The 23,378-nt window shown below is 64.0% G+C and carries 20 protein-coding genes; 14 read left to right on the top strand and 6 right to left on the bottom strand.

The window, feature by feature from the left end; genetic code table 11:
* Position 1: 1 nt before the first annotated feature.
* The 6 genes from scpB to JNC62_RS04140 all read left to right on the top strand — a co-directional run bounded on the left by scpB (position 2) and on the right by JNC62_RS04140 (position 6,767).
* Positions 2-697, top strand: coding sequence for an SMC-Scp complex subunit ScpB (gene scpB, locus JNC62_RS04165; RefSeq protein WP_374836235.1), 696 nt, complete (start codon positions 2-4; stop codon positions 695-697).
* A gap of 172 nt (positions 698-869) precedes the next feature.
* Positions 870-2,216: an amidase gene (locus JNC62_RS04160; protein ID WP_374836233.1), complete on the top strand. Its 1,347-nt coding sequence runs from the start codon at positions 870-872 to the stop codon at positions 2,214-2,216.
* Between the two features lie 132 nt (positions 2,217-2,348).
* Positions 2,349-2,912 carry an alkyl hydroperoxide reductase subunit C gene (gene ahpC / locus JNC62_RS04155; RefSeq protein ID WP_374836231.1) on the top strand — a complete coding sequence of 188 codons (564 nt, stop codon included), beginning with the start codon at positions 2,349-2,351 and terminating at the stop codon, positions 2,910-2,912.
* A gap of 152 nt (positions 2,913-3,064) precedes the next feature.
* The gene (gene ahpF, locus JNC62_RS04150) at positions 3,065-4,645 is read left to right on the top strand and encodes an alkyl hydroperoxide reductase subunit F (protein ID WP_374836229.1); all 1,581 of its coding nucleotides are present in this window, start codon (positions 3,065-3,067) and stop codon (positions 4,643-4,645) included.
* A 118-nt stretch (positions 4,646-4,763) separates the two neighbouring features.
* On the top strand, positions 4,764-5,672 hold the full coding sequence (locus tag JNC62_RS04145; protein ID WP_374836227.1) for a LysR substrate-binding domain-containing protein: 909 nt from the start codon (positions 4,764-4,766) through the stop codon (positions 5,670-5,672).
* Positions 5,673-5,783: 111 nt separating this feature from the next.
* Entirely contained in the window at positions 5,784-6,767 is a 984-nt protein-coding gene (locus tag JNC62_RS04140; RefSeq protein WP_374836225.1) for a zinc-dependent alcohol dehydrogenase family protein, read from the top strand.
* Between the two features lie 76 nt (positions 6,768-6,843).
* On the opposite strand, the gene JNC62_RS04135 is transcribed toward JNC62_RS04140, so the two are convergent.
* Complete coding sequence (locus JNC62_RS04135) at positions 6,844-7,986, bottom strand: M24 family metallopeptidase (protein WP_374836223.1); 1,143 nt, start codon at positions 7,984-7,986, stop codon at positions 6,844-6,846.
* A gap of 212 nt (positions 7,987-8,198) precedes the next feature.
* Here JNC62_RS04135 and JNC62_RS04130 point away from each other — a divergent pair, with 212 nt between their 5' ends.
* The 4 genes from JNC62_RS04130 to JNC62_RS04115 all read left to right on the top strand — a co-directional run bounded on the left by JNC62_RS04130 (position 8,199) and on the right by JNC62_RS04115 (position 12,822).
* Positions 8,199-9,467, top strand: coding sequence for an alpha/beta fold hydrolase (locus JNC62_RS04130; protein WP_374836342.1), 1,269 nt, complete (start codon positions 8,199-8,201; stop codon positions 9,465-9,467).
* Positions 9,468-9,823: 356 nt separating this feature from the next.
* Positions 9,824-10,591 (top strand): class I SAM-dependent methyltransferase, encoded by a 768-nt coding sequence (locus tag JNC62_RS04125; protein WP_374836221.1) that lies wholly within the window; start codon positions 9,824-9,826, stop codon positions 10,589-10,591.
* Between the two features lie 195 nt (positions 10,592-10,786).
* Positions 10,787-10,954, top strand: a complete 168-nt coding sequence (locus tag JNC62_RS04120) for a hypothetical protein (RefSeq protein ID WP_374836219.1) — start codon at positions 10,787-10,789, stop codon at positions 10,952-10,954.
* Between the two features lie 179 nt (positions 10,955-11,133).
* Entirely contained in the window at positions 11,134-12,822 is a 1,689-nt protein-coding gene (locus tag JNC62_RS04115) for a sensor domain-containing diguanylate cyclase (RefSeq protein WP_374836217.1), read from the top strand.
* 141 nt (positions 12,823-12,963) lie between these two features.
* On the opposite strand, the gene JNC62_RS04110 is transcribed toward JNC62_RS04115, so the two are convergent.
* On the bottom strand, positions 12,964-13,800 hold the full coding sequence (locus JNC62_RS04110; RefSeq protein ID WP_374836215.1) for an amidohydrolase family protein: 837 nt from the start codon (positions 13,798-13,800) through the stop codon (positions 12,964-12,966).
* Positions 13,801-13,985: 185 nt separating this feature from the next.
* Between JNC62_RS04110 and JNC62_RS04105 the strand changes: the two genes are divergently transcribed.
* The 4 genes from JNC62_RS04105 (at position 13,986) to JNC62_RS04090 (ending at position 17,695) form a co-directional block, all read left to right on the top strand.
* Positions 13,986-15,263, top strand: coding sequence for an L-fuconate dehydratase (locus JNC62_RS04105; protein WP_374836214.1), 1,278 nt, complete (start codon positions 13,986-13,988; stop codon positions 15,261-15,263).
* A 72-nt stretch (positions 15,264-15,335) separates the two neighbouring features.
* Positions 15,336-16,475 carry an alpha-hydroxy acid oxidase gene (locus JNC62_RS04100; protein ID WP_374836212.1) on the top strand — a complete coding sequence of 380 codons (1,140 nt, stop codon included), beginning with the start codon at positions 15,336-15,338 and terminating at the stop codon, positions 16,473-16,475.
* Between the two features lie 140 nt (positions 16,476-16,615).
* On the top strand, positions 16,616-17,098 hold the full coding sequence (locus JNC62_RS04095; RefSeq protein WP_374836210.1) for a nuclear transport factor 2 family protein: 483 nt from the start codon (positions 16,616-16,618) through the stop codon (positions 17,096-17,098).
* 201 nt (positions 17,099-17,299) lie between these two features.
* Complete coding sequence (locus tag JNC62_RS04090) at positions 17,300-17,695, top strand: VOC family protein (protein WP_374836208.1); 396 nt, start codon at positions 17,300-17,302, stop codon at positions 17,693-17,695.
* A gap of 29 nt (positions 17,696-17,724) precedes the next feature.
* On the opposite strand, the gene JNC62_RS04085 is transcribed toward JNC62_RS04090, so the two are convergent.
* The 4 genes from JNC62_RS04085 to JNC62_RS04070 all read right to left on the bottom strand — a co-directional run bounded on the left by JNC62_RS04085 (position 17,725) and on the right by JNC62_RS04070 (position 23,174).
* Positions 17,725-18,639, bottom strand: a complete 915-nt coding sequence (locus JNC62_RS04085) for a DMT family transporter (protein WP_374836206.1) — start codon at positions 18,637-18,639, stop codon at positions 17,725-17,727.
* Positions 18,640-18,786: 147 nt separating this feature from the next.
* Positions 18,787-20,631: a heavy metal translocating P-type ATPase gene (locus JNC62_RS04080; protein ID WP_374836204.1), complete on the bottom strand. Its 1,845-nt coding sequence runs from the start codon at positions 20,629-20,631 to the stop codon at positions 18,787-18,789.
* A 175-nt stretch (positions 20,632-20,806) separates the two neighbouring features.
* Positions 20,807-21,700 carry a DMT family transporter gene (locus JNC62_RS04075; RefSeq protein ID WP_374836202.1) on the bottom strand — a complete coding sequence of 298 codons (894 nt, stop codon included), beginning with the start codon at positions 21,698-21,700 and terminating at the stop codon, positions 20,807-20,809.
* Positions 21,701-21,932: 232 nt separating this feature from the next.
* On the bottom strand, positions 21,933-23,174 hold the full coding sequence (locus tag JNC62_RS04070; RefSeq protein ID WP_374836200.1) for an AGE family epimerase/isomerase: 1,242 nt from the start codon (positions 23,172-23,174) through the stop codon (positions 21,933-21,935).
* Positions 23,175-23,378: the final 204 nt, after the last annotated feature.

The raw sequence follows: 23,378 nt of genomic DNA, 5'->3' as shown, positions 1-23,378 counted from the left end.
GATGGCGGGGGGAAGTGAAGCCAGAGCAGCGAAGACGGACAGGAGGGCGAGGCCGCAGGAGGAAGCCGGTCTCGACCGTGAACTCGAGCACCTGCCTGTCGGCCTGCGTTGGCGGGAATGGATGATGCGGGTGGAGGCCGTGATCTTCGCGTCCGTCGAGCCGGTGCGGCGCGAAACGCTCGTGCGCGTCGTGGGAGCGAGCTGCAGCATCGACCTCATCATTGACGATCTCCGTGAAGAGTTGCGCAATCGTCCCTACGACATCGTTCCGGTCGCCGGCGGCTGGCAGCACAGGACGCGGCCGGCCTATGGGCCCTGCATCCGCGCTTCGGACGCGTCGACCCGCTCCGTGCCGGCCAAGCTCTCCGAGCACGAGGCGGCGGTTCTCATGGCGGTGGGGTATTTTCAGCCGGTCACGCGCGCCGATCTGTCGAAGATCTTCGGCAAGGAGATCTCGCGCGACACGATCGCCAGCCTGCGTGCCGACGGCTTCCTCGCGCCCGGGCCGCGTAGCCCCACGCCGGGCGCGCCCTACACCTACGTGACCACGAAGCACTTCCTCTCGGTTTTCGGCTTTGAGACCTTGCGCGATCTGCCCGACATCGAGGCGCTCGAGGATGCGGGGTTGTTGGGCAAGGATGCGCAGATCGATGTCCCCAACGACGAGATTGCCGTCGGGGCGAACGAAGACGAGTAACGGTATCCTGACTATCGATAAGCCGGTGGTGACACGAACCTCGGGCCCTGAGCGTCGCAATCGTCAATTCCGTGCTTGCCCGTGTTAAAACGGCGTGACATTCCAAGGCTACGAAAAAGCCGCCAAGCAGCGCGAGGGTTTGCATCGCGCAGATGGCCAGGGAGTAAGCAAGATGATCGAATCCGCCCGCACCTTGATGCAACTCGCAGATGACCTCGCCTCGGGCCGCACGACGAGCCGCTCGCTTGTGGAGGCCTGCCTGGCGCGCATCGCATCGTCGAGCGAGGGCAAGGCGACCTTCATCCAGGTCTCGGGTGAAGCGGCGCTGCAGGCGGCCGAGGCGATGGATCTGTTGCGCCGGGCCGGGGCCGCGCCGTCCCCCTGGGCCGGGATCCCAGTTTCGGTGAAGGACTTGTTCGACATCGCAGGCGAGGTGACAAAGGCCGGTTCGCTGGCGCTCGCCGACAGCGCCCCGGCCAAGGCCGATGCGGCGGCCGTGGCGCGTTTGCGTCGGGCCGGCTTCATCGTGATCGGGCGCACCAACATGACCGAGTTCGCCTATTCCGGTCTCGGCATCAACCCGCACTACGGTACTCCGCTGAGCACATGGGACCGTGAGAACGCCCGGGTGCCGGGCGGTTCGTCCTCCGGTGCGGCGGTTTCGGTTGCCGAAGGAATGGCACACGCGGCACTCGGTACCGATACGGGCGGCTCCTGCCGCATTCCGGCGGCCTTCAACGGCCTGGTCGGCTACAAGCCGACCGCGCGCCGGGTGCCGCGGACAGGCAGCGTGCCGCTGTCGTCCACCCTTGATTCCATCGGCCCGATCGCCCGGTCGGTGGACTGCTGCGCGATCCTGGATGCCATCCTGGCCGGTGGGCCGGCAAAGCCCCTGCCAGAGCGCCCGGTGGCTGGCCTTCGCCTTGCCGTGCCGACGACCCTGGTTCTCGACGGGATGGAGGCGGTGGTAGCCGAGGCGTTCGGCGCGGCGCTGTCGCGCCTGTCCGAAGCCGGTGCCGTGATCGAAGAGATCGCGGTTCCCGAATTCCTCGACATCCCGAAGATGAATGCAAAAGGCGGGTTCAGCGCCGCTGAAAGCTATGCTTGGCACAGGTCGCTCATCGAGCGGAAGGGGGACGTCTATGATCCCCGCGTCGCCACGCGCATCCGCGCCGGCGCAGCGCAATCGGCGGCAGACTATATCGATCTCGGGATCGCGCGCAGCCGCCTCATCGCCGATATCGAGCAGCGGTTCGCCCGGTTCGACGCGATGGTGATGCCGACCGTCGGCATCGTGCCGCCGCGCATTGCCGACCTCGCCGACGACGACGCGTTCATGCGCGCCAATCTCTACGTGCTGCGCAATCCCTCTTTCGTCAACATGTTCGACGGCTGCGCGATATCGGTTCCGATCAGCAAACCCGGCGAGGCGCCGGTCGGTCTGATGGTTGCAGGGTTGGCCGGCGCGGATGGTACGATATTGGCGATCGCGCGCGCGATGGAACTGCGGCTGAAGTAGGAAGGCGCAGCCGCGGCGATAGTTCGCACCTATCGAACTTTCATTTTTTATCTATTTTACTTATGAATAGCACCTGTCTATGTTGCGCCGCGAAGCGACTTTCGCTTTGCAGCAAATTCTACAGGAGTACCCATGTCCGTCCTTAATACCCCCATCAAGCCGTTCAAGGCGCAGGCCTTCAAGCAGGGCAAGTTCATCGAAGTGAGCGAAGCCGACATCAAGGGCAAGTGGGCGATCTTCTTCTTCTATCCGGCCGACTTCACCTTCGTCTGCCCGACCGAACTGGGCGACCTGGCCGATCACTACGCCGAACTGCAGCGCCTCGGCGTCGAGGTGTTCTCGGTTTCGACCGACACGCACTTCAGCCATAAGGGCTGGCATGACGCGTCGGAGACGATCGGCAAGATCGAGTACGCCATGATCGGCGACCCGACCGGCACGATTACGCGCAACTTCGAGGTCATGCGCGAAGGCGAGGGCCTCGCCGACCGCGGCACCTTCATCGTCGACCCGGACGGCATCATCCAGGCGATGGAAATCACGGCCGAAGGCATCGGCCGCAATGCCGCCGACCTGCTGCGCAAGGTCAAGGCCGCCCAGTACGTCCGTGCCCATCCCGGTGAAGTCTGCCCGGCCAAGTGGGAAGAGGGCGCAAAGACGCTCGCCCCTTCGCTGCAACTCGTCGGCAAGATCTGACCTTTGGCAATTCGCCGCCCCGCCCGATGCGGGGTGGCGACCCTGGCGCGTTTTCCTCCCAAGACCGCGGCCGCGACTAACTGCTTGTTTGTACGCAATTCCTGACGCGAGACCCGCACACTTGCCGGAATTGCTCTGATACGGAGTGCCCGATGCTCGACGACAATCTCAAATCCCAGCTCAATGCCTATCTCGAAAAGCTCGTTCGCCCCGTCGAGATCACGGCCTCCACTGATGACAGCGCGAAGTCGCAGGAGATGATGGCGCTGCTGAACGAGCTGGTTGCGCTGAATGACAAGATTTCCCTGACCGAGCGCCGCGACGACGGCGAGCGCGCCCCGTCGTTTGCACTGGGCAGCCCCGGCCACGACATCCACTTGCGGTTTGCCGGTATTCCCCTCGGCCACGAATTCACCTCGCTCGTGCTTGCGCTCTTGCAGGTCGGCGGCCATCCGCCGCGGGTCGAGCAGGCGATCATCGACCAGGTCCGCGAACTTGACACCGATCTGACCTTCGAGACCTATTTCTCGCTGTCCTGCCAGAACTGCCCGGACGTTGTGCAGGCGCTGAACCTGATGGCCGTGCTCAATCCGCGCATCAAACACGTCGCCATCGACGGCGGCGTATTCCCGGCGGAGGTCGAAAGCCGTCAGGTGATGTCGGTCCCAACCGTCTACCTCAACGGCGAGGTCTTCGCCCAGGGCCGCATGGAGATCGAGGAGATCGTCGCCAAGCTCGATACCAATTCCGCCGCCCGTGCCGCAGCCAAGCTCAACGAGCGTGAACCCTACGAGGTGCTTGTCATCGGCGGCGGTCCGGCCGGGGCCGCGGCTGCGATCTATGCGGCGCGCAAGGGCATCCGCACCGGCCTTGCCGCCGAGCGGTTCGGTGGGCAGGTGCTCGACACGATGTCGATCGAGAACTTTATCTCCGTCCGCCATACCGAGGGGCCGCAGTTCGCAGCGTCGCTGGAGGCGCATGTGAAGGACTATGACGTCGACATCATGAACCTGCAGCGGGCCGAGAAGCTGGTGCCGGGCAGGGACCTGATTGCCGTCGAGCTGTCCAACGGCGCGACGCTGCGCTCGAAGACGGTCATCCTCTCCACCGGCGCGCGCTGGCGGCAGATGGGCGTCCCGGGCGAGGACACGTACCGCAACAAGGGCGTGGCCTACTGCCCGCATTGCGACGGGCCGCTGTTCAAGGGCAAACGGGTGGCGGTCATCGGCGGCGGCAATTCCGGCGTCGAAGCGGCGATCGACCTCGCCAACATCGTCGGTCACGTGACGTTGATCGAGTTCGACGGCAAGCTGCGCGCCGACGACGTGCTGCAGCGCAAGCTCCGCAGCCTGCCGAATGTCGACATTCTGCTCAATGCCAGGACGACGGAGGTGGTCGGTGACGGCCAGAAGGTCACCGGCCTCGTTTATGAGAACCGGATTGCCGGCCAGCGCCACACGCTTTCGCTGGAGGGTATCTTCGTCCAGATCGGTCTGCTGCCGAACACGGAATGGCTGAAGGGTACGATCGAGCTGTCCTCGCGCGGCGAGATCGTCGTCGACGATCACGGCCAGACCTCGGTTCCCGGTGTCTTTGCCGCCGGCGACTGCACCACGGTGCCCTACAAGCAGATCGTGATCGCCGTCGGCGAGGGCGCCAAGGCCTCGCTTGCCGCCTTCGACCATCTGATGCGCACGTCGGCGCCGGACACCGACAACGCCAAGGCGGCCTGAGCCGGCATGACTGCGCCGCACCTCCAGCGGGGCGCGGCGCAGTCGCAACTTGAATCGGCGCATGCGCCCCCCCGGTGACCGACCAGGTTCCGGGGCGTGCACCCGGATTGATCGCGACATGACCCTGCGAGAGCTTGAATATCTCATCGCGCTTGCCGACCATCGACATTTCGGCCGCGCCGCCGAAGTCTGCCATGTCAGCCAGCCGACGCTGTCGACGCAGATTCGGAAACTCGAGGATCGTCTCGGCGCACCGCTGCTGGAACGCACGCCGCGGTCGGTGATGCTGACGCCGTTCGGTTGCGATGCGGTGGCACGTGCACGCCGCATCCTCGGCGAGGTGGAGGAATTGCGGCGTGCCGCCCGGCGCTGCCGCGACCCGGAAACCGGCTCGCTGCGGCTCGGCATCTTCCCGACGCTCGGTCCCTATCTGCTACCGCACGTCGTGCCGCGCATGCGCGAGCGCTTTCCCGAGCTGGAGATGCTGCTGCTGGAGGAAAAGAGCGAGAGCCTGAAGACGCGCCTGCGCGAGGGAAGGCTCGACGCGGCAGTGCTGGCACTGCCGGTCGATGACGACCGCCTGCAGGCGGAGTTCCTGTTCGAGGAGCAGTTCCTGCTGGCGGTTCCGGCTGGCCATGAACTGGCGCGGCGGGATGACATCACTCTCGCCGAGCTCGACGGTCACGACCTGATGCTGTTGGAAGACGGGCATTGCCTGCGCGACCAGGCGCTCGACGTTTGCCGGCTGTCGGGCGCAAGCGAGCGAAGCTCATTCCGGGCGACGAGCCTGGAAACCCTGCGCCAGATGGTCGGGGCGGATGTCGGCATAACGCTGCTGCCCGAACTCGCAACGCGCCAGCCATCGCCCGCCCAGGTCCGTCTGCTGCGCTTCCGCGACGCGACGCCGAGCCGGCGGATCGCCCTGTGCTGGCGCAAGAGCTCGGCGATGAGCGACTTCCTGACCGAGGTCGCAGCGCTCCTGCGCAAGGTTTCGCAGGAGCAGCTATCCGAGGCTCGCCGCCCCTGAGTGCCAACCCCGGCCGGAACCGGATTGACCTTGGGATTCCGATCCTTTCCCAATCGCGTGAACGCGCGATACAATGACAATGCATAAATTTCCTGTGCGGAAGGAAGGCCGATGAAGGCGATGGTCCTGGAGAGGCTCGGCGATCCGCTTCGTCTGGTCGAGCGGCCAGATCCATTGCCGCTTCCCGGCCAGATTTTGATCCGGGTGGAGGCCTGCGCCGTTTGCCGCACCGACCTGCACGTCGTCGATGGCGACCTGCCCGAGCCGAAACTGCCGCTTGTGCCAGGTCATGAGATTGTCGGCGTCGTCGAAGCGGTGGGAGGCGGAGTCTCCAGCGACATGATCGGGCGCCGCGTCGGCGTTCCGTGGCTCGGCCACACCTGCGGCCAATGTCCCTACTGCCGCAGAGATGAGGAGAACCTCTGCGACGATCCGCTGTTCACCGGCTACACCTGCGACGGCGGCTTTGCCACGCATACCCTTGCCGATGCCGACTTCGCGTTTGAGCTGGAGCGCGATCAAGATGCGGTTTCGCTCGCGCCGCTCCTCTGCGCCGGGTTGATCGGCTGGCGCGCGCTGAAAAAGGCTGGAGATGCGAACCGCATCGGCATCTACGGCTTCGGTGCAGCCGCCCATATCATCACCCAGGTCTGCCGCTGGCAGGGACGCGCGGTTTATGCCTTCACGCGCCAGGGCGACGGCGATGCGCAGGCCTTTGCCGTCGACCTTGGCGCCGTCTGGGCGGGCAGTTCGCATTTGCCGGCGCCCGTCGAGCTTGACGCCGCGATCATCTTCGCCCCCGTCGGCGAACTCGTGCCGGCCGCCCTCCGCGCGGTCCGCAAGGGCGGCCGCGTCATCTGCGGCGGCATCCATATGAGCGATCTTCCGGCCATGCCCTATTCCATCCTCTGGGGCGAGCGCAGCGTCGCGTCGGTTGCCAACCTGACGCGCCAGGACGGGCGGGAATTCTTCGAGATCGCGCGCAGGGCGTCCGTCCGGACGCACACCGTCCGCTATCCGCTGACGAGGGCTAATGATGCGTTGGCCGACCTGCGGGCCGGCCGGCTCAGCGGCGCGGCCGTCCTTGTTCCGTAGCGGATCGTTGCCTGGCACGGAACGGGCAGTTGACCGGGTCGACGGCAACGGGGTGCCGCTGTCACGGTCGGATCGCTCAGGCGAACGGCTCGGCCGGACCTTTCGCCGGCTGGGTGAACCATGCCGGACCGTCGCCCGTCATGTGGATGTGGTCCTCGAGCCGGATGCCGAAGCGGTCGGGGAAGACGAGCATCGGCTCGTTGGAGAAGCACATGCCCTCAGCAAGCGGCACCGTGTTGCCGCGAACGAGATAGGGCTCCTCGTGGATCTCGAGACCCAGCCCGTGGCCGGCCCGATGCGGCAGACCAGGCAGATTGTAATCCGGTCCCAGCCCATGGCGCGCAAGCACCGCGCGCGCGGCGTCGTCGAGACGGTGGCAGGGTGCGCCGATCGTCGCCGCATCAAAAACGGCCTGCTGGGCTTTGCGCTCGATGGCCCAGGCGCGGGCAAACTCGGCATCCGGCTCGTCCAGCACATAGGTCCGGGTCAGATCGGAGTGGTAGCCGTCGATCCTCGTGCCGGTGTCAACGAGGATGACGTCGCCCGCCGCCAGCGTCTGGTCACCTTCGGCGCCATGCGGCAGCGCGGTGGCCGTGCCGAAAGAGACGATGCAGAAGGTCGATCCGCCGGCTGCGCCCAGCGCCCTGTGTTGTTCATCGATATAGCGAACGACGTCGGAAGCGCGGATGCCCGGCTTCATCATGGCGTGCGCGCGTTTCTGCACCTCCAGCGTCAGCTCCATCGCGTATTGAATGATCGCAATTTCGGCCGGCGACTTGCAGAGGCGCAGGTTGCGAATCAGACGGCCACCGTCGGCGAGTCGATCGATGCCCACGCGTGCCGCGAGCGCATGGAAGCTGAAGAGGGGTAGCGCGTCGTCGAGCGCCAGCCGTCCCTTTGGCCCGAGCAGCGAGGCCACGAGCGCCGCGGGGTTTTGCTCCTCCTCCCATGTGGCGATCTCGCCCGGAAGGTGTGGCAGGGTTTCCACGCGGCTGCGCTCGAAGGCCGGGACAATGTAGATGAGACCGGAAGGGGTGACGAGCGCGCCGAGCAGGCGCTCGCTTTGGTGCCATTCAAGGCCGGTGAAGTAGCGCAGGCTTTCCGTGGAGCCGAGCAGAACGCCGGCGAAGCCGCCCGCCTGCATGTCCTCGCGCAGCCGAACGAGCCGCAGCTGCCGTTCGGCGTCGGTGATCGCTTCGGGAGGGGTTGAAAAAGACATGCGAGGCTCCAGGTTCGAATTTGCGGGCAAGGCCGACCCCGATCATGCGGGGCACGTTACAGCAGGGGCAGAGCATATTTCCTTTGTAGGCAATTTGTCGACAGCCGCGGCAGCTGCTATTGCTCTCTTCCCATCCCGCTCCTCCGGCCAGAGCGGTTCAATCCAATGACGAGGATCAGTCAGTGACCGTCCGAGAGTATACCATTCCGGGAATGTTTTTTCGCGATCATCTCGTGCCCGTCCCGCTGGATTGGGCGAAGCCCGATGGCGCGACGATCGACGTGTTCGCCCGCGAGGTTTGCGATCCGGCGCGGAAACGCGAGACCCTGCCGATGCTTGTTTTCCTGCAGGGCGGCCCCGGCGGGAAGTCGCCGCGCCCGTCGGGTGGCGGGCCGTCCTGGCTTGCCGAGGCGCTGAAGACCCACCGCGTCATCCTCGTCGATCAGCGCGGCACCGGCCGAAGCACCCGCATCGAAAGCGCGACCATGGCCGGGTTTGACGACGGCGAGGCGGCCGCCGCCTACCTCTCCCAATTCCGCGCCGACAGCATTGTCGCCGATTGCGAGCACCTGCGAAAAGCGGTGTTCGGCGGCGCCAAGTGGTCGACGCTCGGCCAGAGTTACGGTGGCTTCCTGACGCTGACCTACCTGTCGAAGGCGCCGGAAGGGCTTTCGGCCTGCTACGTAACGGGCGGACTGGCGGGACTGGATGCGACGGCGAGCGACGTCTATCGCCGGACTTATCCGCGCGTCGCAGAGAAGAACGCGCGCTACTATCGTCGCTACCCGCACGATCGCGCGAGGATTGGGCGCATCGCCGACTTTCTCGCCGGGAACGATGTGCGTCTGCCGGACGGCGACCGGCTGACGGTGCGTCGGCTGCAGACCCTCGGCATCGATCTGGGCATGGGGCCGGGCTTCGAGAACCTCCACTGGCTGATGGACGAGGCCTTTTCAGGTCCGGGCGAGGATTGCCTGTCGGACCACTTCCTTGCCTCCGTCATGGCGCTCACCTCCTATGACGCCAATCCGCTCTTTGCCGTTCTCCATGAAAGCATCTACGGCCAGGGCGATGGAGCCACCGACTGGTCGGCAGAGCGTATCCGGGCCGAGTACCCCGATTTTTCCGACGGCCATCGGCCGCTGCTGCTCACCGGCGAGATGATGTATCCGTGGATGTTCGAGGAGATCCGTTCGCTGCGCCCGTTCCGCGCCGGCGCGGAGGCTCTCGCCGCCAAGAAGAGCCACGGCCGGCTCTATGATCCCGAACGGCTGGCTGCAAACGAAGTGCCGGTCGCTGCGGCCATCTATTTCGACGACATGTACGTGGACGCGGAACTGTCGCTCGACACCGCGCGTCGCGTCGGTAACCTCGAAACCTGGGTCACAAACGAATACGAACACGACGGGGTACGCCAATCCGGCGCCGTGCTCACCCGCCTCATGAGGATGGTGAAGGAGCGCGGCGGCCCGCTCGCCTGACTCATCGGCGCCTAGCATGGGATCACAGGCTCAACCTGTGGTCCCGACGAAAGCATCGCGACGCCATGGTCAGTGTTATGCCGCCGCGAAATCGAGCGGGCGTTGCAGGTCGCGGTCAATGTTTGTATCTGGCGGCCGATCTGGGATGCGTGAGCCGCCGGGGGCTCTGCAGCATCGGCGTGTTTGTCGTGCAAGTGGCGTCTTTGCACATGGACAGAGAAATTATCATTGAAAACAGGGAGTAACTCTGGGATCAAAGGCGTATTCGGATCAACCACTGCGCGAGATTCCGGCCCAGCATTGGCCGTGCCGGGCAGCGGCCCCGGATCTGACGCAAAGACATTTGACGGATAGCCATGAACAACCACTACGGCAGCCTTGCCGCCCTCGTCTATGATCTCGACAAGCCCATCGGTCGCACATTCGGCAACGAGCTTTCCTTCTACCGCAGCCGCCTGTCGGAGTGCCGTGGCCCGATTCTGGAGCCGGGTGTCGGTAACGGTCGCCTGCTGATCCCTCTCCTGGAAGCCGGCTTGAACGTCGAGGGCTTCGATGCCTCAAAGGATATGCTCTTGCGTTGCCTGGCGCATTGCCGCGAACGTCACCTCTCGCCAAGGCTGGATCAGATGCGGTTCCAGGACTTTAGCTACGCTCACCGCTTCGACGCGGTGATAGTTCCGGTCGGGTCGTTCCAACTGATCGGTGAATTTGCGGAGGCGCTTTCGGTGCTGAGGCGTTTCCACGATCATCTTGTTCCCGATGGTCGCCTGATCATCGATCTCGACCCGGCCGGAAAGATCATCGATTCTTCAACAAGCATCAGGAGTTGGCCGACCGATGATGGCGAGCTCATCACGCTGCAGGCGCAGCATGCGTCCTTCGATTACATCGCCCAGCGTCGGGTTTCCCATCTTCGCTATGAACGCTGGCGTGACACGCGTCTGATCGAGACGCAGCTCGAGCTCTTCACGCTGCGCTGGTGGGGAGTCGATGAATTCATGCTTGCAATGGAGGCTGCCGGTTTCCGCGACATCGTCGTTTCGGGCAGCCACGAGCACGGCCGGGCGCCAAACGCCGATGACTGGATCATTACCTTCGAAGGTCGGAGGGCGGGATCGCGCTGATCTGCAGGGTTTGAGAGGGCGAAGCTTTCCCTTTTGATTGCCGCCAGCAAACGGCCATTTACGAATGTGGCATAAAAGAGAAACTGAACCCTATCATTCTTATAGACATTCTTTATAATCCGTCGTCGCGGGTCATGACTGGTCCGACGGATGGCGCTTGTCCAACAGGGCGTCCGAACGAGAAGGAAGACGACGATGGGCAACGCGAATGCTGTCGGCAAGCCCGGCTTTGGTCACAAACGCGAAGCGCAGCCCGCACGTCCAGATCGCACTCACCGCTGGGCCCTTGACGGCATTGTCTGCAATATGGTCGCCGCCGCGGCCTTTCTGTTCGTCGTAGCCTTGGTTTTCGGCCTGATCTGACGCGCAAGGATTTCCGGCATGTCTTGCATTGGGTTTGCTGACGTGAACCCTGTCTGATTCAAGAAGCGACGACTGATTTCGATCCCGGTAACGGCATCTCAATGCTTGGCGTATAACGTCAGGCAATGCTCTGGAATGCCCTCCGAAAAGCGCTCGTGGCGATGGTCCTGAGCGTCTTAATGCTTGAACCTCTCCACGCTGCGCCCCTTGGCGCGGCTGAACCTATGGGCATCCGTAGCTCTTGCTGGACGGCCAGCGGTCTGTCGGACGACTTGGCCACCGTTGTTCGCTCGTCACATCGCTGGACTTGCGGAGACCGCATCTATTCGCTCGAGGGCGAGCGGACGCTGCTGCGGTTTGAGATCGGTCCAGACGATGACCTTCCCCAGTATCTCTTTTCAAGGCGAAGCGCGCTCGCGGCGGTGCACCTGCTGGCGATCGACCGGGATGGCGCAATGCGCCAGTCCTCCCTGTCGGCGGGTGAACTGCCGAGCGCTCTGTCTGGCGGATATTTCAAGGCCACTCTGCCGGGGGTAACCCGCGACACGCGACAGGTCGTTGTCGCGTTCGATTTGCCGAGCCACCGAATGACGCTGGAGAGAGCCTACCTATCAGCGTCTGACCTCGTTCTGGGCCCGGACCTTCTGCGGTCCCTGCTTCTCCTGGCTATCCTTGCCGGAATGCTGTCGATGCCGCTCATTTTCAACGCGGCCTTCTACCGGATCCTGCGCGAGCCATTCGTGCTTTGGCATACGATGCTCACGATCTCCTTGCTGCTGACCATCCTGGTCTCTTCAGGTCTTGCAGTCATTCTGTTCGATCCGCCAGCGATGACGCTGAGCTGGATGACGACAGTGATCTTCGGCCTTACGGTCGCGTCCGGGGCGATGTTTACTTATAGCTTCATCGAACCCGGCCGCATGCATCCGCTGCTGCGGCGGGGGCTGCTCTGCTGCGCCGCATGGGCGGTGTTTCTCAGCACGTTTCACGCGGCATTTCCGTTCGTGGCGCGCCCGATTCAATCGACGGTATACACGGCGGCTTTTGCTCCGGTGGTCGTCGTTTTCATATTGTCGCTTGCAGACGCACTGCGGCGCGGAAGTCGGGCCGCCAAGTTCCAGGCGGTCGGTTATCTGCCTGTCATTACGGTCGGATTGGTGCGCCTGGTCACGGGTGTGGTTCCCTGGCTGGAGAGCAATGATGCCATGTTCCTGTTCTATGTGGGTTGCGTATGCGAGGTCTTGTTCACCACGCTCGGCGTGGCAGACCGCTTCATGACGATCAAGCGCCAGCGGGACAGCGCGCGCTTCGAAGCTGACGTGCTTGAGCGCCTGTCCGAACGCGACGCATTGACGGGATTGTTTAACCGACGGGCAATCGAGCAGAATTTCGAGAAGTTCCTCGCCGAGGGCTACCGCACGCTTGCCGTGCTCGACCTGGATCACTTCAAGGCAATCAACGATGTTCACGGCCATGTGGTCGGCGACGCCGTGCTGAAAGCCGTGGCCGAAGCGCTCCAGGCGGACCCGCAGATTCACGCTTTCCGCCTCGGCGGAGAGGAATTCGTGCTGCTTTTGCGCGGAGACGATGCCCAGGCTCAGGCGGAGCAACGGCGCCAGGCCATTCCCGCAATCGTCGCCAAGGCCGTTCCCGGCCTTGGCCGATCCGTGACTGCCAGCATGGGTCTGGCGGATGCGCCACCAGATGCCGATGCCGAGTTCGCAGACCTCTACGAACGAGCCGACAAGTTGCTTTACGACGCCAAACTTGCTGGCCGCAATCGAACCAAAATGGCCGTGATGCGAGGATCGACGAATGACGAGGATCCAGTCATTGAGACCGTGGCCAGGCGGTTTAGGCGGATTTGACCCAGATGAACGCTGCTGCGATGGAAACGATGCGCTCGCCACACAAAACCACGCCGCAATCGATCCACATTTCCTGATCGGTCCGCCCGAGCGCGGCGGAAGAGGCGGCATGTGCAATTGCCGGTGCACACAGACGACGTCTCATAAATTCCAGATGCGTTCGGCATTCGCCCGATAGAGCTTTTCCCGCTCCTCGGGCGTGCAGGAACCGAAAATCGCCTGCGTCGCGCCGACCCAGGTCGAAAGGCCGCCGCCGCGCGTGCAGACCGGCCAGTCGCTGCCCCAGACGACCCGATCCCAGCCGAAGGCGGCGACGATGTGCTCGGCATAGGGTCGGATGGCGTCGACGGTCCAGGTCTGCGGGTCCGCATAAGCGACAATGCCGGAGACCTTGGCCGTCACGTTCGGCCGCTTTGCAATCTCGCTGATCCCGCGCTTCCAGCCGTCGAAGTGACCGGAGACGATGTCCGGCACGCCGCAATGGTCGAGCACGAAACGGACGGCCGGCGCGCTGTCGATCAGCGCCAGCGCGAGCGGCTGCTGGCGCGCCAGCATGCAGATGTCGAAGGTCAGCCGGCTGCCTGCCAACCGCTTCAGGTTGTCGCGAAAGAGGGCCCGCTCCGAGATGTCGTCCGCAACCACATGCAGCACGCGGCGAAGCCCTTTCACGAAACTGTCGGCCTCGCATTTCTCCAGATAGTCAGGAAAGCCGACCTCTTCCGGCCGGCAGGCGGCGATCACGCCCCGGATCGTGTTGCCGCTCGCTTCGGCGAGGTCTCGCACCATCTCGGTCTCGGCCTCGATGTCGGAGGTCGCAACATCAACCTCCATATGCAGCGCCGCTTCGATGCCGAGCCGCCTCGCTTCCCGCGCGTATTCGGCATAGGTGAAATCGCGGTTCAGGTCGCCGGCGCCCGAAAGCCAGGGATAGGCAAGCCTCGACTGGTCTATCAGGTGCAGGTGCGTGTCGATGAACATGGCGCGTTTCCTCCGCGTTGCCGCGCTCGGATATGTTGTGCGCAAACAGCGTTGACGTTCAAGGCGTTGCTCGTTCTTCCGTTGAGTCCGATTGTTTTTTATGTATAAAGGACATTTGTGTCGCAAGCGTCAAGGCCGGCGCTTGGCTTGCTCCGCAGCCGCTCGCTCGACGATGGGAGGACAGAATGCCCCGAATCACTGGCATGCGCGTGTACGACCTGCGTTTTCCGACGTCGCAGAGTCTGGACGGATCGGACGCGATGAACCCCGACCCGGACTATTCGGCGGCCTATGTCATCCTCGACACCGACGAGGATGGCCTTGCCGGCCACGGACTGACCTTCACCATCGGCCGCGGCAACGACATCTGCTGCATGGCGATCAGGGCGATGGAGCATCTGGTCCTCGGCACCGACCTCGACGACGTCCGCAGGGCACCCGGCCGATACTGGCGACATCTCACCGGCGACAGCCAGTTGCGCTGGATCGGACCGGACAAGGGGGCGATGCACCTGGCCACCGGCGCGGTTGTCAATGCGGTGTGGGATCTGCTGGCCAGGCAATCCGGCAAGCCCGTCTGGCAACTCGTGTCGGAACTCTCGCCGGAAGAGATCGCCGACATTGTCGATTTCCGCTACCTCACCGACGTGCTGACCCGCGACGAGGCCGTTGAGATACTGAAAAAGGCCGAGGCTGGAAAGGCCGGGCGGATCGATACGCTGAAGCGCGAAGGCTACGCCTGCTACACCACCTCCGCCGGTTGGCTGGGGTATCCGGAGGAAAAGCTGCGGCGCCTCTGCCAGGCGGCCGTGGATGCCGGCTTCAACCATGTGAAGATGAAGGTCGGCCGCGACCTCGACGACGATATCCGCCGGCTCAAGATTGCCCGCGAGGTGATCGGCCCGGAGCGTGTCCTGATGATCGACGCAAACCAGGTCTGGGAGGTGGACCAGGCGATCGACTGGGTGAAGAAGCTCGCCTTCGCAAGGCCCTTCTTCATCGAGGAGCCGACGAGCCCGGACGACATCGCCGGCCATCGCAAGATCCGCGCCGGCGTGGGTCCGGTGAAGGTCGCGACGGGCGAGATGTGCCAGAACCGCATCATGTTCAAGCAATTCATCGCGGAGGGAGCGATCGACATCGTCCAGATCGACTCTTGCCGCATGGGCGGGTTGAACGAGGTGCTGGCGGTGCTGCTGGTCGCGGCGAAATACGGACTGCCGGTCTGGCCGCATGCCGGCGGCGTCGGGCTTTGCGAATATGTCCAGCACCTGTCGATGATCGATTACATCGCCGTCTCCGGCACGAAGGAGGGCAGGGTAATCGAATATGTCGACCATCTGCACGAGCATTTCGTCGATCCCTGCGTCATTCGAAAGGCGGCCTACATGCCGCCGACCAGACCGGGATTTTCGATCGAGATGAAACCGGAATCGATTGCCGAATATACGTTTCGCCCCTAAAACACGGACACCGCTTTCCGTTTCGCGGCATGCCGTCCGGCGTGCCGTCTTGTCCTGCCCGGGGAGACTGCCGTGAGTGAAATCCTGACGATCGCCGATCTGAAGGCGCGCGCGAAACGCCGTGTGCCCAAGATGTTCTTCGACTACGCCGACTCCGGCGCCTATACCGAAGGCACCTACCGGGCGAACGAGGAGGATTTCCACAAGGTCAAGCTGCGCCAGCGGGTGCTGGTCGACATGTCGAACCGTTCGCTCGCGAGTGAAATGATCGGCGAGAAGGTGTCGATGCCGGTGGCGCTGTCGCCGACGGGGCTGACCGGCATGCAGCACGCCGACGGCGAGATGCTGGCGGCGCAGGCGGCCGAGGAGTTCGGCGTTCCCTTCACGCTCTCCACCATGAGCATCTGCTCGATCGAGGACGTCGCTTCCGTCACCACGAAACCGTTCTGGTTCCAGCTCTACGTGATGCAGGACCGCGATTTCGTGCTCAACCTGATCGACCGCGCCAAGGCAGCCAAGTGCTCGGCGCTGGTCCTCACCCTCGATCTGCAGATTCTCGGCCAGCGTCACAAGGACGTTCGCAACGGGCTCTCCGCGCCGCCGAAGTTCACGCCGAAGCATGTCTGGCAGATGGCCACGCGACCGCTCTGGTGCATGCAGATGCTGGGCACGCAGCGCCGGACCTTCCGCAACATCGTCGGCCACGCCAAGAGCGTGACCGATCTCTCCACACTCAACGCCTGGACAAGCGAGCAGTTCGATCCGCAGCTCTCCTGGAAGGACGTCGCCTGGATCAAGGAGCGCTGGGGCGGCAAGCTGATCCTGAAAGGCATCCTTGACGAAGAAGATGCGCGCATGGCGGTCTCGACCGGCGCGGATGCCATCATCGTCTCGAACCATGGCGGCCGCCAGCTCGACGGCGCACCGTCCTCGATCAGCATGCTGCCGCGCATCGTCGATGCTGTCGGCGGGCAGATCGAAGTGCACCTCGATGGCGGCATTCGCTCCGGCCAGGACGTGCTGAAAGCGCTCTGCTACGGCGCGAAGGGCACCTATATCGGCCGTCCCTTCCTCTATGGCCTCGGCGCCGGCGGCAAGGCGGGTGTCACGAAGGCGCTCGAAATCATCCGCAAGGAACTCGACATCACCATGGCGCTCTGCGGAGAACGCGATGTGCGCAACTTGTCCCGCCGGAACCTGCACCAGGGGTGATCGGTGGGCAGGGGATTGGGGCCTGTCAGTCCACCTGCGCACCATACTCGGCAGAGCCATCCAAAATGATGCGGCGGCCTGAATTGCCAGTGACGGCCATCGGGCGCACACTCCCTCGGTTCAAACGGAGGGAGGCATCCATGATGGATCGCAGCGAACTCGACAGAACTGTCCGGGCGTTCTACAGGGCCCGGAACGATCACGATCTTGACGCAGTGATGAGCCTTGTCGACCCCGATGCAAGTTTCCGGATTGCCGGAAACTTGCGCCTGGGTCCGCTGACACATGTGGTCGAGGGTGCATCCGAGATCCGTGCCCGCTTCGCCGATTTGATCGCGAACTGGGACCTGTCCGACATGGAGATCGACAGCATGCACGTCGATGGCGACACGGCGGTGGTCCACCGTACCGGGCCGGTTCGCTTCATCCCGCAAGACACGTTCTACGACACCGAGATGATCGACAAGCTGACCTTTCGCGACGGGCGGCTGATCGAGTTCACCGAATTCGTCGACACGCTGCTGGCGGCGGAGATCATCGGCTTCGTCAAGCCAACCGGCATTTGGACCGGGACACCCGGCGTGCCGAAGGCCGCCGAAGACGTGGACCGCCCCTCCGCCTGAGGACATCCGCCTCGTGGCGCCGGCATTACGGTGCGCTTAAAGGTGAGCGTCTCGTCTCATGCAGGCAGCGCTGGAAAAGGTCGGTCTTTTCCGGCGTCAATGGCTTTATGGCCGTTGTTTGTGGTAACGGGCTGTCGTTGATTGCGACCATTTCTCCGGCAAATGGTTTTCGCCGAACGCAACAAGCAGAAGGGGCCCGAATTGGCAAAATCCATCCACTCCATGATCCGCGTCCTGGACGAGGCACGATCCATCGAGTTCTATCGTCGCGCTTTCGGCCTCGACGTGGCCGAAAGGCTCGATTTCGAAACCTTCACACTCGTCTATCTCAGCAATGCCGAAAGCGAGTTCGAACTCGAACTCACGATCAACAAGGGCCGGATGGAACCCTACGCGCTCGGCGACGGTTACGGTCATCTCGCCGTCTCGGTCTCCGACCTCGATGCGGAGCACGCGCGCCTTTCTTCGTTGGGCCTCAGCCCCAACAAGATCGTCGAGTTCAATCGCGATGGTGCAATGATTGCCCGCTTCTTCTTCATCACCGACCCGGACGGCTACAAGATCGAGGTGCTGCAGCGGCAGGGACGCTTCAAGTAGACGTCACGTTGGCTGGTGGGACGGCGCCGCTATTCCGAGCGCCGTCCGTGCCGCTTCAACGTCTGTTCGCGGAAGAAGATGAACAGGCCGGAGGCCACGATAAATCCGGCGCCGATAATCATCGCCGTGCGCGGCAGGTCGCCGAAGAAGATCCAGCCGAACAGGACGGCCCAGATCAGAAGCGTGTATTGCAGCGGCACGACCGTCGATGCATCCGCCAGCTTCAGCGAGCGGTTCACCAGCATGTGTGCGCCCATCGCCGCGATGCCGAGCAGACTGAGCAGGCCAAAATCGACCGGGCGTACCGGTGTCCAGCCGGCCGGGTCGAAGACTATGCCCACAAGCGAGAAAACAGCCGCACCGGCCACCTGCCAGAAGACCAGCGTCGTATCTGGCGTAGCCCGCAAGGTTCGACCGAAGATCATGGCGAAGGAGAATGCGACACTGCCGGCAAGTGCGATCAGGGCGGGCAGCGTGAGGCTCTCGGAGGAGGGCTCGAGCGCGACGACGACGCCGGCAAAGCCGATCAGGATCGCCGTCCAGCGCCGCCAGCCTACCTTCTCGCCGAGCATCAGCGGCGAGAGCGCGGCGACATAGATCGGCGCGGCCAGCCAGTAGGTCATCGCGTCGGCGAGCGGCATGTAGCCGACGGCGAAGTAGAAGGCCGTCGCCTCGAAGGCAAACAGCAGCGAGCGCAACGCCTGCAGGCGCGGCCGCTCCACCCGGATCAGGCTGTGCCAGCCCGAGCGCCAGAAGAACGGCAACAGCACAGCAACCGCCGCGATGCTGCGGATCAACATGAGCTGCGGCGCCGAGTAGGTGGTGACGAGCCATTTGCCGAGCACGTCGTTCAGCGAGAACAACAGCATGCCCAGCAGCATTGCGATGACGCCAGCGCGCGTGGCACTGGATTGGGATGCGGGAGAAGCAGTCGCGTCTGTCATTGTGTGGCTTTCACGCGCTTGGGCACTGCGCCTGCGCAAGGCGTCTACCGGCCACGAAGATGGATTGCCGCCTCTCGCACATTCGGCAGCAACGATCCAGTCAACAATATTGATGGCTGCATGAAGTCTGGCGAAGCATCGTGCTGGCTAGCGCAAGGCGCGTAGGGCATTCAGGATCACCGCTATATCGATCAGCTCCTGCGTGAAGGCACCGGCGACTGGCGGCAGATAGCCCGCGGCCGCGACCAGCATCGCCACGACCGACAGACCAAGGCCGATCAGCACGCTCTGCAAGGCGATCTTCTTCGTTCGGTGCGCGGCGTGGATCGCCTTGATGAGGTGGTCGAGCCGGTCGACGAGCAGCACCACGTCGGCGCTTTCCGAAGACGCGGCTGCGCCGCGCGCACCCATGGCGATGCCGACGGTTGCCGTCGCCAATGCCGGCGCATCGTTGACGCCGTCGCCGACCATCATCGTCGGCGCCTTGGACGATTCCCGGCGGACGATCTCGACCTTCTGCGCGGGTGCCAGTTCGCCGTGCGCCTCGTCGATCCCCAATTTCATCGCGACTGCCGCAACGACATCCGTCCGATCGCCGGAAGCAAGCACGACGCGGCGAACGCCGACGCCATGGAGCGCTTCCAGCATCGCCGCCGCGTCCGGCCGGATCCGATCAGCCAGCGCAATGATGCCGGCAAGCTCTCCGTCCACCGCGACGGCCACGACCGCGGCGTCGTCGGGGACGCCGGCACGCAACGCATAGGGATCACCCTTGCTGTTGTCGCGGACGTAGCGGCTGCCGCCGATCGTCACCCGGCGTCCTTCCACGACGCCGGTGACGCCCGTGCCCGCCGCTTCGCTGACATCGGACGGTGGGGCGAGCAGCAGGCCGCGTCGGCGGGCCTCCCCGACCAGGGCTTCGGCAATGACGTGGCTTGATGCCTGGTCGAGCGATGCCGCCAGACGCAGGATTTCCCGTCCATCCCAGCCGGCTGTCGTCTTCAGGTCGATGACGCGGGCCTGTCCGTAGGTGAGCGTGCCGGTCTTGTCGAGGACGGCGGTGCGAACTTTGGCAAGGGCCTCGAGAGCGCCCCCGCTCTTGATCAGGACGCCGAGCTTGGCCGAGCGGGACATGCCGGAAATGATCGCCACCGGCAGCGCCAGGATCAGCGGGCAGGGCGTGGCGACAACAAGTACTGCGAGCGCCCGAATGCGGTCGCCGGAGAGCCACCAGGCGACGCCTGCGATCAGGAGCGTCAGAACAAGAAACCACACCGCGTAGCGATCGGCGATGCGTACGCTCGGGGCCTTGCTCGCCTGCGCCTGCTGCACCAGACGCACGATGTTGGCGTAGGTGCTTTCGGCGGCCGGGCGGGTGGCGAGGAGGTCGAAGGCATTGCCGAGGTTGGTGGAGCCGCTGAGGATTTCCTCCCCGCTCGCCTTGTCGACCGTGGCGCTCTCGCCGGTGAGGCTGGATTGGTCGAGGGCCGCCGCCTCCGACGCAAGCGTGCCGTCGACCGGCACGACTTCGCCGTGGCGAACGAGAATTCGGTCGCCGGCCCGGATCTCCGAAAGAGGGATTTCCTCCAGCGCGTCGCCGGAATAGCGTATCGCCGTGTGTGCGACCCGCCCCAGGAGCGCCGTCATCTCGCGCCGTGCCCGTCCTTCCGCATAGCTTTCCAGTAGCTGGCCGCCGGAATACATCAGCGCCACCACGTTTGCGGCGAGCGGTTCGCCGAAGGCGAGCGCCGCCGTCATCGAGAGCGCGGCGACGAGATCGAGGCCGACTTCGCCCTTTCGCAAGGACGTGACGATCTCGATGCCGAGTGCAATCAGGACCGGGACGGTGGCAGTAAACCAAATCCGGTCGGCCCACATTTCGCTGCCATAGAGCCAGGCGATCGTGCCGCCGGCCAGGCCGGCCGTTGCGGTGGCGACGAGCATCGATCGGAACGCGAAGAAAAACCAGGCAATGGAAGTCGGCAACGGCATTTCCTTCGTGATCGAAATATCGAGCGCGCCTTGAACGGACGCGAATGGACGCGGTTCTGGGCAGAAACCTCCGGCAAGGAACTAGCTTAGGATAGCCCGTCGGACGAGTCGATACGCGAAGGGAAACCGTGCGGCACACCCTCTTTCGGCCACCGCAAGCGGTTCCTCGCGGCGACTATCCGCGGCGGGCGATCAGGATCCCTGCCAGCACGATCAGGCCGCCGATCGCCTGCATGCCGCCGAGCGATTCCCCAAGAAGACCCCAGGCGAGCAGCGCTGCCACGACCGGCTGTAGCAGCAGCGTGAGCGAAGAGAAGGCAGCCGGCAGGTAGGCGAGGGCATAGGTGATCAGCGCCTGTCCGCCCGCATGGCACACAAACGCAAGGCCGAAGACGGTGGCCCAGCCGTTGACGGTGGCGGGCATCAGGAATGGCTCGAAGAACAGCGTGACCGGCAGCAGGAAGCAGGCCGCCGAGGCCGACCCCCATTGCATGATGCGCAGCGTGTCGTAGCGGGTGCGCAGTCTGTTGATGGCAAGGATATAGCCGGCGTAGAACATTGCCGCCAGGACAGCGATGGCGTCGCCATGAAGGTCGCCACCCAGTGCCGCCGGCCCCCCCTTAAGGACCACGATGCCGATCGCCGCCATCGCAAGTCCGGCAACAAATGTGCGGGTGATCGCAAAGCCGAACAGCAGCCGCCCGAAGATGGTCACGAAGACCGGCGCGACGTTGCTCAGAAGCGTGGCATTCGCGACGGAGGTCATGTTGACCGCTATGTGCCAGGCGGCGAGGTCAACTGCAAGGAACAGCCCGGGCAGTGTCAGAAGCAAGCAGTCGCCAAGTGTCCGCGGCGGCGCGTCGCCGACCTTGCCCCGATTGAGCAGTGAAAAGATGGTCAACGGGATCAGCGCCAGCAGAACCCGCCAGAAAGCCGTCGCCAACGGACCGACTTCGGAAAGCCGCACGAAAATCGGTGAGCCACCAATGGCGATGCTGCCGGCAATGATTGCAACCAGGGCCACCTGGTTGGCGGCCGCCGTTGTTGGCAAGGTCTGGGATTGGGTCAATGGATTCCTGCTCGAACTATGCAAACGGTAGCCGGATGACTGGGATCAGGCCTGGGGAGGGGATGCCACAGCTAGCAGAATGCTGCCGCCTGCAACAGGGGCAGTTTTTCGCATCGGGGAGAGGGATCGTCCACGTCTAGGCGTCCAAGCGGCCGCCCCGGCTGCCGGAGGAATCAGCCGGTGGCGCATTCGATCAGTTCGCGCTTGCGCACGCTGAAAGATAAGACGGCAACTAACGGCCTTCCGCCTCGGTGATGCCTTTGGTCAGGCTGCCTGTCGCCGGAAAAAGCGGGATCAGGCAGGCCTGAAGGGCGTGATAGATGTCGCCCTTGCCGGAAAAGAGCGTGTAGCTCGGCGTGAGATCCTCGCTCAGTTCCTCGTGCCACCCGCCGCGGGTGCGGTCGATGAAATGCCGGGAAATGCCGTCCCAGATCTTCCGGTACCAGGTCTCGTGAAAGGCGCTCGGCAGGTGCTCGCACAGGAACGCCGCCGCGCCCACGCCCTCGGCCATCGGCCACCAGAGCTTGCTGCGCTTGGCTGGTTCGTCGCTCCAGTCGAGCGTGTAGAAGAAACCGCCCTTGTCGTCGTCCCAACCAAGTGCGATGGACTGCGAGAACAGCGCCCTGGCCGCCTCCGGCATCCAGTCGTGCCTGCGTCCGCCAAGCGACCAGAGCTGCAGCAGCAGCCGCGCCCATTCGAGCCAATGGCCGGGCGTGGTGCCGGAAGGGCGAAACATCTCGTTGCCCTGGTAATCCTTGTCGAGCACCCAGTTCCCGTCGAAGTGCTCCGGCACGCGAAAACCGTTCTCGCCGGCCCGGCGACGGATGATCAGATCGGCGATCCGCTCGGCCTTATGCAGATAATCCGTCTCCCCGGTCGCCTCGAAAGCCGCCATCAGCGCTTCGGTCAGGTGCATGTTCGAGTTCTGGCCGCGATAACCTGGGACCGGCGACCAGTCGGCAGTAAATTCCTCGGCGATGGCGCCGTGCTCGTCCTCCCAGAAACGGGTGTTCAGGACGTCGGTGACATCGGCGAGCAGGCGATCGGCGTCCGGGTGGCCGGCGACCTTGGCGCTGGACGCCGCCAGCAGCACGAACGCATGGCCGTATCCCTGCTTGCTGGTATCCAGTGGGCCGGAGTTGTCGAGCGACCAGTAGTACCCACCCCGCGCATGGTCGCGATGCTTCTCCCAGAGATACCGCATGCCATGGTCGACGATGTCGTCGGAGCCCGGGCGGCCGAGCAGGCTGCCGATCGCGAAGCAATGGACCATTCGCGTGGTCGAATGGATGCCGCGGGTCGGGTTGCCCGGGTTCAGCGGCCGGCCATCGGCGTCCAGTTCAAAAAAACCGCCATTCGGATTGAACGTGCTGTTCTCGAAGAAATCGAAGAGGCCGTTCGCCTGGGCCCAGAGCCATTCGCGGTGATAGGCGCGCTTGCGCCAGGCAAGGTTCAACTGTCCGTTCGTGCCCACGCTGTATCCTCCTCGCGAATTCAATGTCGGACGAAACCGTCAACCGTTCGATGCCGGGAGCCTCTCGCTTCGAATGGATCCCGTGGAGGTCGACGGAAAAGAGAGCCACCTTATTGCTCAGAACTGATGTTTGAGCAAGTTTAAAACGTTTTAAACGCAGGCGGCGGGTAGCGCCAGGGCTGTGGATCTCGAAGATCCCAAGTG

Source organism: Mycoplana ramosa (assembly GCF_041930185.1).
GTDB lineage: Bacteria > Pseudomonadota > Alphaproteobacteria > Rhizobiales > Rhizobiaceae > Mycoplana > Mycoplana ramosa.
This window is presented reverse-complemented; position numbering and strand designations above follow the sequence as displayed.

Excerpts from the sequence above, each read along its gene's own strand:
- scpB (WP_374836235.1), top strand. The coding sequence starts at position 2 with ATGGCGGGGGGAAGTGAAGCCAGAGCAGCGAAGACGGACAGGAGGGCG.
- JNC62_RS04160 (WP_374836233.1), top strand. The coding sequence starts at position 870 with ATGATCGAATCCGCCCGCACCTTGATGCAACTCGCAGATGACCTCGCC.
- ahpC (WP_374836231.1), top strand. The coding sequence starts at position 2,349 with ATGTCCGTCCTTAATACCCCCATCAAGCCGTTCAAGGCGCAGGCCTTC.
- ahpF (WP_374836229.1), top strand. The coding sequence starts at position 3,065 with ATGCTCGACGACAATCTCAAATCCCAGCTCAATGCCTATCTCGAAAAG.
- JNC62_RS04145 (WP_374836227.1), top strand. The coding sequence starts at position 4,764 with ATGACCCTGCGAGAGCTTGAATATCTCATCGCGCTTGCCGACCATCGA.
- JNC62_RS04140 (WP_374836225.1), top strand. The coding sequence starts at position 5,784 with ATGAAGGCGATGGTCCTGGAGAGGCTCGGCGATCCGCTTCGTCTGGTC.
- JNC62_RS04135 (WP_374836223.1), bottom strand. The coding sequence starts at position 7,986 with ATGTCTTTTTCAACCCCTCCCGAAGCGATCACCGACGCCGAACGGCAG.
- JNC62_RS04130 (WP_374836342.1), top strand. The coding sequence starts at position 8,199 with ATGTTTTTTCGCGATCATCTCGTGCCCGTCCCGCTGGATTGGGCGAAG.
- JNC62_RS04125 (WP_374836221.1), top strand. The coding sequence starts at position 9,824 with ATGAACAACCACTACGGCAGCCTTGCCGCCCTCGTCTATGATCTCGAC.
- JNC62_RS04120 (WP_374836219.1), top strand. The coding sequence starts at position 10,787 with ATGGGCAACGCGAATGCTGTCGGCAAGCCCGGCTTTGGTCACAAACGC.
- JNC62_RS04115 (WP_374836217.1), top strand. The coding sequence starts at position 11,134 with ATGCTTGAACCTCTCCACGCTGCGCCCCTTGGCGCGGCTGAACCTATG.
- JNC62_RS04110 (WP_374836215.1), bottom strand. The coding sequence starts at position 13,800 with ATGTTCATCGACACGCACCTGCACCTGATAGACCAGTCGAGGCTTGCC.
- JNC62_RS04105 (WP_374836214.1), top strand. The coding sequence starts at position 13,986 with ATGCCCCGAATCACTGGCATGCGCGTGTACGACCTGCGTTTTCCGACG.
- JNC62_RS04095 (WP_374836210.1), top strand. The coding sequence starts at position 16,616 with ATGATGGATCGCAGCGAACTCGACAGAACTGTCCGGGCGTTCTACAGG.
- JNC62_RS04085 (WP_374836206.1), bottom strand. The coding sequence starts at position 18,639 with ATGACAGACGCGACTGCTTCTCCCGCATCCCAATCCAGTGCCACGCGC.
- JNC62_RS04080 (WP_374836204.1), bottom strand. The coding sequence starts at position 20,631 with ATGCCGTTGCCGACTTCCATTGCCTGGTTTTTCTTCGCGTTCCGATCG.